Raw genomic sequence first — 9855 nt, forward strand, 5'->3', positions numbered from 1 at the left:
TTCTGGCGCTATATAAGATTCCTGAACTGGCGGCGCGTAATAGGGTTCTGGTTCGTAGTAGGGTTCTGGCGCTATATAAGATTCCTGAACTGGCGGCGCGTAATAGGGTTCTGGTTCGGGGGTGTAGGTGTTGTAGGATTCTAGGGGTTCGTTATCAAAGGGGATAGAAAATTCTTCATAGGCGATCGCACGATTTACCAATAATCCTACCCCACTCAAACAGCTTAATCCCAACGCCAGGGAGCGCCAGGACAGTCTACTATTATGGGAAATAGGCTGGGTAGATTTTACATTAGATTTAGAGTAACTGGATTCTGTCATTTCCTCACACAACCAGATGATAAATTGGGCAATTGTAGAATTGAGTTGTTTAGGCTTTAACCGAGTTTCATTCTACAGAGCCTGACGTACAATGGGGAAATAATTTCCCAGGGGGATGCTACTGCGTAGTCGCTCCGCGAAAGGGTTAAGAGTCCGATGAGTTCAGAAGAAGCAGTTGCATATAGGATGACATCAGACCCTTACTTCCCCTCTGTGCATAGTGCATTAACCCTAACTCGATACCCCAGATCACAATAGCTGCCAACATTTCTCGTGAGTTTACCCCAGGCGTAGTGGGATGTGCATTGAAAAATTCTTGCAGATTAATGCCAGTGGGGGGTACAGAGTTACTCCAATTCAGACCGACTCCAATCACGGCTTGGCTGATTTTTCCCTTGTGGACTTTAGTTTCTGTTAGGATACCACCCAATTTGCGTTTTGTCAGGAGCAGATCATTAGGCCATTTCAGCCATACGGGAATACCGCGCGAGCGTAAAACTGTAGCAATACCCCAAGCACTACATTGGGTTAACCAGGCTATATAGTTATGCTGTGGGGTAGCAGCATCTGTGATAGTCTGATGGAGGGCGAGGGCATAAGACAAGTACAATCCCCCCAATTCTGACTGCCACTCACGCCCCCATTGTCCCCGTCCTGCTGTTTGTTGGAGAGCGATCACTGTGGTTCTAGGGGCGGCTTTACCAGTGTTCAACAACTCCCACAGGGTTTCATTAGTGGAACCAAGCTGATCAAATATGAGGATAGACGGAGAAGCATCAAGGTCAAGGTAGGAGACCGTCGGCGAGCCAACAGCCACGGCGTTTTCTTGTAAAGCCTGTAAAGCACCCAGTATGCGATCGCAATCCATTTAATCAAATATCCCGGTAAGTTAAATCAATAATTGTCGCGCTTTCCCGGTTAAGCTGTTCCCTGAAATCTCTTTTCACTGACACAATGCACATCTGGACTTGGTATCAGTGGCAACAACTGCCCTATTTAACCTGTAGTATCTTAAAAGACTGGCCACATGGTTTTTTTTCGCGACGATTTAGCCCCCGTTCTCCTGTTGATTTAGTGCAGGTTCTGGAACCATCCGCCCAGGTCTACCGTCTCAAACAGGTTCATGGTAACCAGGTTTTCAAAACCACTCAGGTTTCCCCTATACCAAAAACTGAAACCAATAGCGAGGAAATATCCTGGTCGGAAGCTGATGGCTTAATAACCAATAAAGGCTTAGAATCCGTCTGGGTAGCCAGTGCTGACTGTGTTCCTGTGCTTATAGGTGATGTGGTAACCGGGCGAGTAGCTGCCATTCATGCCGGGTGGCGCGGTACATCTACCAGAATTCTACCATTGGCGATCGCTCAATTTCAACAGCAAGGCAGCCAGATTGCTAATTTACGAGTCGCCATGGGTCCAGCTATTTCCGGGGAATGCTATCAAGTCTCACAGGATGTAGCAGTCAAACTAGGCGCTACCCTACAAATGATTGATACAGCCAGCAGTATCTCCGAAATTTTAGAACCCTTATTCCACCTACCAGACCCCCCTCTATTGTCTGACCCGGAACCCGATCGCCTACGGGTCGATATTCGCCGTTTTAACGCTTTGCAACTCGAAGCCGTTGGTTTAGACCCTGAGCAAATAGCTATCTGTTCTGAGTGTACCTACAGCCAGCCTGAGCTATTATTTTCCTATAGGCGCGATCGGCTGAAATTGGTTCAATGGTCTGGAATAGTTAGTTTTTCCTAATCTTGTTGCATCTGCCAAACCACCCCAGCCACACAATTCCAGAGAAGATTGTGTTAAAATCAACCCATCATCTCATCATCTCATCTCTATGAGTTTTGATCGACTCATCACAACCGCAGGGCTGGCGGGGATGGTCTGGGTCCGGACTAGAAGACCAGAAACTCCTTGAGGGTAGAGGTGGGTGCGATGAAACAGTAAACCTAAATCGTCAGGTTTGGGAATCCCCGTCCGTTTGACGGCGGGTCCAATGTCAATTGATTAGACTCCAGTTAAATTAAATGCGATGAGCCAGCAAAGTCCTTATGAACAGCTTGGGGTTACGATTGACGCATCCTTTGATGAAATTCAGGATGCCCGCGATCGCCTGAGAGAACAGCACACCGGTGAGCGCCAGGTGATAGAATCTATTGAGGCCGCTTATGATGCCATCCTTATGGATCGCCTCAGAATGCGCCAAGAGGGTAAAATCAAAGTACCTGAGCGGATTCGCTTTCCTGAACGCATCGCGGGGCCGCCTGCGAAGGAAGTTCAACCCCAGACCACTCCTAAAGCCTCCTGGTTGACTGGAATGTTCGATACGCCTTCTCGTGCGGAGTTGATGTGGCCGTCATTCATTTACCTGGGTTTGGGAGTTGTGAGCCTATATCCAGCTATTGAGATCTCCCTGCTACAACTTCCCCTCGCCTTGGGGGTGGCTACCTCTCTGTATTTTCTCAACCGCAAAGAGAACAAATTTGGTCGCTCGGTTCTGCTGACCGTGGGGGGATTAATTCTGGGATTAATCTTGGGAAGTTTACTTAGCCCCATGGCGGGAGCTACCCTATCAGTTGAACGGTTCATTACCTTAGTCACGCTGATAGTTTTGTGGTTAGTTAGTAGCTTTCTCCGGTAAAGGTGGATTAAGCAAGGTAAGCCTGGATATAGCCTGATTTTTCAGGGTTCACTGGACGTTAGATAATCATGGCTTTAAATCAGCAATATCCCTGGATAACCAGGGTATATTTTTTCGTGTTCTGTTTATTGACCATTACGGGATGGAGTGAAATAGGGCGATCGCAAACTTTACCCAATTGGGAATTTAATAAAACCGCCAAACCCTGCTTTCCTCAACGCGCTATCTTACCGCCACCACCCCTATCTCAAACAGAACTAAGTATTCCCAGCCTTTGGTTAGCTGAAAAACGCTACGGCGGCGAAACGCTCAATCAGTGGTTTATAGGAGAGGATTCTACCCCGATTCTACCAAATGTATATCTGGACAGGTTTATCACTTTAGTGGTTAACCGTTTCCAATGGAACCAGAAACGCTATCTCGAACAGTTTATATTTATCCATCATTTTGCCGAATTTACCCGCCACTATGGATATAATTTGCGGGTGTGTAACGATAATGGTAATTTAGTGGGATATTACATCTGTGATTTCCAGGTCTCTCCCATGAACTGCCAAATTCACCTAGAATCTAAAGGGTGGCGTATTCAGGATTTTCGAGTATTTACTGACTAATCCAACCGTGAACCTATCCACTTTCTGGTTTCGTCAGACAGTCCACAATTGTTCCCAAATTTGGCACCTGTTATATGGGCTTCAGTCAGATTACTACCAAATAAATTTGCACCCAATAAATTAGCATTGGAGAGGTCTGCTTGTGCGAGGTCAGCGTGACGAATAGCCGCCCGAAATAGATGGGTATGGCTAAGATTGCTACCAGCTAAATTAGCACGGGTTAAATCAGCATAGCTGAGATTAGCACCCATTAGATTAGCGTGGCTTAAAATACTATAGCGCAGTTGAGCATAAACCAACTTAGCACCAACTAAATGCGATCGCTCTAAACTAGCCTGATTAAGTTTAACATAGGAAAGATTAGCTTGCTCCAGCATCGCTCCCGTCAAATTAACCCTGTCTAGTTGCGCCCCCTGCAAATTGGCACCCTGGAGATTAGCCCCCGTTAAATCAGCTTCCGTCAGCGCCGCCTCTCGCAAGCAAGCCCCCCTTAAATCCACACCTCGCAAATTAGCCGATCGCAGTTGAGCGCCGCGTAAATTAACCCCCTGTAAATTAGCTTGACTTAAACAAGCACCATTGAGGTTAGCAAACTCCAAATTTGCCCCTTGTAAATCGGCATTTTCTAAATTAGTTGAGCATAACTTAGCCTCAGTCAAATCAACTGCTGTTAAATTAGCCCGATGAAGATTAGCCCCTGTTAAATCAGCACGATTTAAATTAGCCTGCTGCAAATCCGCCCGGGCTAAATTAGCATCTAGCAGACTCGCTTCTAGCAAATTACTCTGTTTTAAATTAACAATAAATAACTGAGTTCCATTAAGATTAGCCTGTTGGAGATTAGCACCCTCTAAATTTGCCAACCGTAGATCAAGCTCACTCAAATCCATTTGAATCATATTCACACCTCTAAAGTCTGCTCCCTTGAGATCCAGACTTTTTAAGTTAAGATTATTCAGATTAGCTTGACGCAAATCAAGTCCTTTACATTGAGAGAAAACCCGGTAAGCATCCAAGTTATCAGTCAGAGGTCCTGATACATCATCTTGATCCATCTTCACCAGGTGATATTGGACGTTTTCCGTAAAAATTGTCAATACCAGATTGAAAATTTCCAAAAACAATATAAACTGACGACATCGTTCTTCTTCATATTTTTGATAAAATTGAATCAGTTGAGCCACTTTTAACTCTAAGTGTACTTTAGACGAGTGGTCTAGTAAAATAACTTTTAGCATCAGAATAGCCAAGGTAAAAATACTACCATGATTAATCATAAATGTAAAAATAAAAGAGGGGTTCTCTCCATCCTCTATCGTCAAAAAGTCGATGAGACTATGACAGGTCCGAATTTTTAAATCGTCATTGATAATTCTGTAATCATGGAAATTATACAAATCTTTCAGTTGGGCGGAAATTTTGTCCCGCAAAATACGGGTAGTAGATTTTTCCCCGCTCTGAATCATTAAGTATTCAGGTAAGGCATTTTTAAAATCTCTATAAGTAACCTTATTAGTTTTTTTTAAAAACAATTCAGCTTGATGGGTATAGCTGTAAACGCGCTGGGTGGAAATGGTTTTTTTAAGTATATCTAAAACTTGATCTCCTAGCTGAGTAGGGTTTTTCATGTTGGTTTCATTTTGGAGTTGAGTTTTTGGTGATGAGTGAGCCAGATACATCGCCAGGTCAAATTTATACTGTTCTCGGAGTTGTTTAGATATATTTCGCGCTACCTCTTGCTGTTCCTGAGAGTTATTTGGGTCAATATATTGGTTAACTAATAAATAACTCTTATAACGACTACTCCAGCCCTGAGAATGCTGTAATACACAATGACGAATATCTTGAATATCAGCACTTTGCAGAAAATATTTAACCTGAGTTCTGAGTTTTCCTAATTCAGGATCGAGAATGTCATCTTCATCACTTTCGGTATTTTCTAGCTGTTCTAGCAGTAACTCAACGGCTTTATAATTGCGACTAATATACCAGTTATTGGCTAAAATATAACAACTTCTTTTCAGTATCGGATGAATGGCGGCTGTTGATGATGGCTGCTTCAGTTGAGTTCTCAAAGCATGATTAGCCTGTTCATCGCTACAGTTCAGATACCAAAATAATCCGATAAATTCTTCTAAGACTGTCTCGGAGTCATATTTTTTTACAATTTTAATAAAAAAATCAAAGATGATATCTGGTAAGTCTCTACTATCTTGAGCAGAATCCAGATTACCAGAGGAGTCTACCAGGTCAGTACCGGAATTATAAGTGTTGCTCATAAGATTGTATTTTCGGAATGACAAGAAACTAGAGCAAGTCTGTTGAATTACTTAGCCAGTTAGCGATCGCACTTTTTCAGCCGAGGGGATAATAGGGTATAATATAGTGCCAATTATATCCAAACCCACAATTAATGTCAATAATTCCTAAATTACATCATCCCTATTGTGCAGTCGCCGACTGTAATTTGAAAGGATATGCAGGATGTGGGGCTGACTGATACCCGTGGTTTTTTAAATTAAAATAAAGTTTTGCCCGATTGAACAAGAACTTAGGCACAATTGCAGTTAATCATATTGGAGATTAGGAAATTATCATGAATTCACAAGAACTGCTCAACCTTTATGCAGCAGGCGATCGCAATTTCCGGGATACAGACCTATTCCGGGCGGACCTGAGTAATGCTAACCTGAGTGGCGCGAACCTATTTCGGGCGAACCTATTTCGGGCGAACCTATTTCGAGCCAATTTGCTTGGTGTTAGCCTATTCAATGCTAACTTAATAGGAGCAAACCTGTATTGTGCCAACCTCAGCGGAGCCGACCTCAGCGGAGCCAACCTGACCCGGGCAGATCTAACAGGTGCCGATTTGAGTGGGGCCGATTTGAGTGGGGCCGATTTGAGCGGAGCCATTCTCACCCATGCTAACCTTAGTTATGCCGATTTGAGTCGAGCTAACCTCATGCGGGCTGAACTCGTAGATGCAGCACTGAGTCACGCCCAATTTCAGGGTACGAACCTCAAGGAAGCTAACCTAACCGGGGCATTGTTGCAAAACGTCAAATTTAAACAGGTTACCGGGTTAAATGCTGCTCGTATCCAGGAGTTAAAAGAACAGGGAGCCATTTTTGAGGAAGTTCCTAGTCCCACCCTCAACTCTAAAGTTACTGCCTGAGACAGCGCCCAGTCAAATTAATTGATGATTAACAACTATCAACTTGCCACTCTTGGCGGTTTTCCGCTATAGGTTAAATAGTTCCCCCTGCTGAGTCGGAAGATGGAAGTAGGGGTAACTTCCCGCTTTATGTCAATGAGTGATTAGTTATGGCCGCATCTAAGGGAAATTTTGATAGGAAATCGTCTCATAAGAATCGGATCGCTTACTCAGAGTTTGGCAATTCTTCTAATTCCGAAGCTATGGAACCAGGAGTGCCGGACTTACCCCCCCAGCAGCAAAACTTAAAAGTGCAGGCAACTCGTAAGGGACGGGGCGGTAAAACAGTCACGATTATTTCCGGCTTTCAAACCAATGACCAGACCCTGAGTAAGTTATTAAAACAATTGAAAAATCAGTGCGGCACTGGAGGAACCATGAAAGACCAAACTCTGGAAATTCAGGGTGATCATACTGATAAGTTGCTGCAAATACTTACTCAATTGGGATATAAAGCTAAAAAAAGCGGCGGATGATTACAATTCCAGTACATGAGACTTTTCAGCAAACCATCCAAGGGGAGGGTTATTGGGCGGGAACTCCTGTAGATTTTATTCGGTTGGCGGGGTGTCCGGTGGGTTGCCCTTGGTGTGACACCGGATATGCTGATGGCGGGAAAGGTTTACCCCGGAATATGCGTAGCTTTGATGAACTGTTGGCGGAGTTGGTGTCGCCCAGGGTGGTAATTTCTGGGGGTGAACCGTTTATATATCCTCAGTTACCTGATTTGGTGAGGGTATTAGAAGAAACTGGGAGGCAGGTTTCTATTGAGACATCGGGGGCGTTTTGGCAAGATGTTTCTGATCTATGCTGGATTACTCTGAGTCCCAAGGAACATATCAGCCCCCGTTATCCGGTGGTATCACAGATGTGGCGACGGGCTTCCGAAATTAAGTTGGTGATTGATGTGGGGGATGAGTTGGAGTTTTATCGATCCCGTTTGGCGGAAAATTCTACGATTCCGGTTTTTTTACAACCGCAGTGGACTGATATAGACCGCACTTTGCCTTTGGTATTGGCAAAATTAAAACAGTTTCCAGGTTATCGGCTTTCGGTTCAGCTTCATAAATATATTGGTGTGGAATAGATTGATTGATATTTCTTGGCAAACTGTAGTTTAGATAACAGGTTCTTGAGCGATTTTGATAAACAATAAATCAAGTGAGCTCCAGAGGTTTGTCATGCCGATCAAAAATTCTACTCCATCGACTTGTCGCAATTGCCTCCACTATAAATCTGAGGGGCGACGAGGCGGTGTTTGCCAGTTGTTTCACGGTTCTGTGCAAAGTGATTGGGCATCTTGTTCGCTGGCAAGTTCTCCCTTTATTTACTCTTGGGAAAAATTAGACACGGCTATTTCCGACCAGCGGTTAACTGTCAGTCAATCTGCATAGCGATCGCGATCGCCTATTGTCTATGTAACTAAGTAATTTTACCGAGTCTGTTTGTGTGAAGAATATTTCATCATAGAAAAGACCACTCCGCCAAATGGGAGTGGTTGTTTTCAGCGAATTAATGATCGGTGATCAATATAACTAAGAGCGAAAGCGAGAAAATCGCGCTGCTGTATGTTTAGCCACCATCAACAGCAAATAAATAGTCAACACATAACCGGTGGCGAGTAGGGGAATCATTAACGGTAATTCGTGGTAGTTCATAGGTGGTGCGGCTAGTCTGTGTGTGAGAGAGGAGCATATATGGGAGTTTAAGAGTAGCTACATATACATAGGGGCAGGTTTCCCACGCCAGGTTATAGCTGGGTGGCGATCGCTATCTAATCAGGGATACCACCAGGCACATCAACAAAAACTAACCAGAGATTTGCAACTCCAGAAAGTTTCCCTAATACCTATGCCAAGTTACCAGACTTCTACAGCAAGTCCGCCGCCTAAATATAAGCCTAGACCGTGCTGATTGGTCTTGAACCCACCAAGCCGCCACACCATAATCTGATGCCAGCTTAGGAACTTCTAAAATCGCCCCTAGCTATCCCCTCTTCTGTGGATAACCTGTGCAACAACAGCCAGTTAATATTTGGCTGCCACACCTGTTGCCCTTAATGTGTAGAATTTTCTTAAACTCTTAACAATTAACCTAACACAAAATTAACGAATTGTACCAATTATGAGAAAAAAATTTTCAGGGGCAATGGACAACGGATCATGGACAATAGGTGATGGGGGAGAGGGCAGAGATCATCTAGGGGTAGGCCCGTCTAGTAGCTAATTTGGCATAGTCCAAGATGAATCAACCCGCCCTGTAGGGGGTTCACGGTTAATTAGATTTGATGCAGGTGTGGTGAAGATCTCAAGTTGATGCTCTGGTGGGGTATAATCCCAGTTGAGAGCATGATTTAATCTCAAATTAGGTTAATATTTTAGGGCAATAGGGTCTAATAAGCGAGAAGAGTTGAGGATAAACCTATTGCCAGATATGTCAAACCCAAGGAAGCGGCTCAAATCCTTGGAGTCCATGAAAGAACACTCCGCAGATGGGACGACAATGGCTCAATCGAGACCATCAGAACCCCCGCTGGGCAACGACGATAAAACGTTGAGTCATATACTGCCAAATCAGGCAGTGACAAACGCAAAGTCGTTATCTATGCCAGAGTTAGTAGCCGCGCCCAGCAGTCCGACCTCAACCGACAGGTGGCCGCACTGTCCAACCTCTACCCCGAAGCAGAAGTCGTCTCAGAAATCGGAGGCGGGCTCAACTTCAAGGGAAAGAAAATGCTGGCCTTACTGGGACATCATTTGTCAGGAGATGTCCGCATGGTTGTCGTTGCCCACCAAGACCGATTGGCAATATGGGGATTTGACTTGTTTCGATGGCTCTATGAGCAAAACAGGTGCTCACTCATGGTTCTCAACCAGACAAGTCTCAGTCCAGAACGAGAAATGGTTGAGGACATCCTCGCCATCCTCCACTGCTTCAGTTCCCGATTATACGGAGTGCGTAAATACAAAACTCAGGTCAAAGAAGATCCGGATTTACCCCAGCCCCGAGCTAAATCAAGTCTGGCGTAAATGGCTGGCTGCTTGTAGGTATTGCTACAACCG

10 protein-coding genes and 3 pseudogenes are annotated in these 9855 nt (G+C 44.5%); 9 read left to right on the forward strand and 4 right to left on the reverse strand.

Translation table 11 applies throughout. The features are described 5' to 3' along the window. Together P5683_RS02995 and P5683_RS03000 are read right to left on the reverse strand one after the other, a co-directional pair. Positions 1-321: pseudogene (locus P5683_RS02995) on the reverse strand (M23 family peptidase); the annotation flags it as partial. Between the two features lie 145 nt (positions 322-466). After that, positions 467-1189 carry a biotin--[acetyl-CoA-carboxylase] ligase gene (locus P5683_RS03000; RefSeq protein WP_006669672.1) on the reverse strand — a complete coding sequence of 241 codons (723 nt, stop codon included), beginning with the start codon at positions 1187-1189 and terminating at the stop codon, positions 467-469. An 86-nt stretch (positions 1190-1275) separates the two neighbouring features. On the opposite strand from P5683_RS03000, the gene pgeF reads away from it, so the two are divergent. The 3 genes from pgeF to P5683_RS03015 all read left to right on the forward strand — a co-directional run bounded on the left by pgeF (position 1276) and on the right by P5683_RS03015 (position 3579). Continuing rightward, entirely contained in the window at positions 1276-2073 is a 798-nt protein-coding gene (pgeF, locus tag P5683_RS03005) for a peptidoglycan editing factor PgeF (RefSeq protein WP_008050597.1), read from the forward strand. Positions 2074-2356: 283 nt separating this feature from the next. Continuing rightward, complete coding sequence (locus tag P5683_RS03010) at positions 2357-2965, forward strand: CPP1-like family protein (RefSeq protein ID WP_008050598.1); 609 nt, start codon at positions 2357-2359, stop codon at positions 2963-2965. Between the two features lie 68 nt (positions 2966-3033). Beyond that, positions 3034-3579 carry a hypothetical protein gene (locus P5683_RS03015; protein WP_006669675.1) on the forward strand — a complete coding sequence of 182 codons (546 nt, stop codon included), beginning with the start codon at positions 3034-3036 and terminating at the stop codon, positions 3577-3579. Here the strand turns inward: P5683_RS03015 and P5683_RS03020 are convergent. Continuing rightward, positions 3576-5858 carry a pentapeptide repeat-containing protein gene (locus P5683_RS03020; protein ID WP_006669676.1) on the reverse strand — a complete coding sequence of 761 codons (2283 nt, stop codon included), beginning with the start codon at positions 5856-5858 and terminating at the stop codon, positions 3576-3578. The genes P5683_RS03015 and P5683_RS03020 overlap by 4 nt on opposite strands. A 317-nt stretch (positions 5859-6175) precedes the next feature. On the opposite strand from P5683_RS03020, the gene P5683_RS03025 reads away from it, so the two are divergent. From P5683_RS03025 to P5683_RS03040, 4 genes are all read left to right on the forward strand, one after another. After that, positions 6176-6754, forward strand: a complete 579-nt coding sequence (locus tag P5683_RS03025; RefSeq protein WP_006669677.1) for a pentapeptide repeat-containing protein — start codon at positions 6176-6178, stop codon at positions 6752-6754. A 149-nt stretch (positions 6755-6903) separates the two neighbouring features. Continuing rightward, positions 6904-7269, forward strand: coding sequence for a translation initiation factor (locus P5683_RS03030; RefSeq protein WP_006625854.1), 366 nt, complete (start codon positions 6904-6906; stop codon positions 7267-7269). Next, entirely contained in the window at positions 7266-7880 is a 615-nt protein-coding gene (locus P5683_RS03035; RefSeq protein WP_006669678.1) for a 7-carboxy-7-deazaguanine synthase QueE, read from the forward strand. The genes P5683_RS03030 and P5683_RS03035 overlap by 4 nt, the downstream gene beginning before the upstream one ends. A 94-nt stretch (positions 7881-7974) precedes the next feature. Further along, a complete protein-coding gene (locus P5683_RS03040) occupies positions 7975-8187 on the forward strand; it encodes a hypothetical protein (RefSeq protein ID WP_006669679.1) in 213 nt (70 codons plus the stop codon). Positions 8188-8328: 141 nt separating this feature from the next. On the opposite strand, the gene P5683_RS03045 is transcribed toward P5683_RS03040, so the two are convergent. After that, positions 8329-8451, reverse strand: a complete 123-nt coding sequence (locus tag P5683_RS03045; RefSeq protein ID WP_006625852.1) for a hypothetical protein — start codon at positions 8449-8451, stop codon at positions 8329-8331. 765 nt (positions 8452-9216) lie between these two features. Here P5683_RS03045 and P5683_RS03050 point away from each other — a divergent pair. Together P5683_RS03050 and P5683_RS03055 are read left to right on the forward strand one after the other, a co-directional pair. Then, positions 9217-9822 (forward strand): annotated as a pseudogene (locus tag P5683_RS03050) (IS607 family transposase). Further along, a pseudogene (locus P5683_RS03055) lies at positions 9806-9855 on the forward strand (hypothetical protein); the annotation flags it as partial. The pseudogenes P5683_RS03050 and P5683_RS03055, both read left to right, overlap by 17 nt.

The organism is Limnospira sp. PMC 1279.21 (genome assembly GCF_032349615.1).
GTDB classification, from domain to species: Bacteria; Cyanobacteriota; Cyanobacteriia; order Cyanobacteriales; family Microcoleaceae; genus Limnospira; species Limnospira fusiformis.

Bases quoted from the DNA above. Each gene is read 5' to 3' on its own strand.
- P5683_RS03000 (WP_006669672.1), bottom strand. From the start codon at position 1,189: ATGGATTGCGATCGCATACTGGGTGCTTTACAGGCTTTACAAGAAAAC.
- pgeF (WP_008050597.1), top strand. From the start codon at position 1,276: ATGCACATCTGGACTTGGTATCAGTGGCAACAACTGCCCTATTTAACC.
- P5683_RS03010 (WP_008050598.1), top strand. From the start codon at position 2,357: ATGAGCCAGCAAAGTCCTTATGAACAGCTTGGGGTTACGATTGACGCA.
- P5683_RS03015 (WP_006669675.1), top strand. From the start codon at position 3,034: ATGGCTTTAAATCAGCAATATCCCTGGATAACCAGGGTATATTTTTTC.
- P5683_RS03020 (WP_006669676.1), bottom strand. From the start codon at position 5,858: ATGAGCAACACTTATAATTCCGGTACTGACCTGGTAGACTCCTCTGGT.
- P5683_RS03025 (WP_006669677.1), top strand. From the start codon at position 6,176: ATGAATTCACAAGAACTGCTCAACCTTTATGCAGCAGGCGATCGCAAT.
- P5683_RS03030 (WP_006625854.1), top strand. From the start codon at position 6,904: ATGGCCGCATCTAAGGGAAATTTTGATAGGAAATCGTCTCATAAGAAT.
- P5683_RS03035 (WP_006669678.1), top strand. From the start codon at position 7,266: ATGATTACAATTCCAGTACATGAGACTTTTCAGCAAACCATCCAAGGG.
- P5683_RS03040 (WP_006669679.1), top strand. From the start codon at position 7,975: ATGCCGATCAAAAATTCTACTCCATCGACTTGTCGCAATTGCCTCCAC.
- P5683_RS03045 (WP_006625852.1), bottom strand. From the start codon at position 8,451: ATGAACTACCACGAATTACCGTTAATGATTCCCCTACTCGCCACCGGT.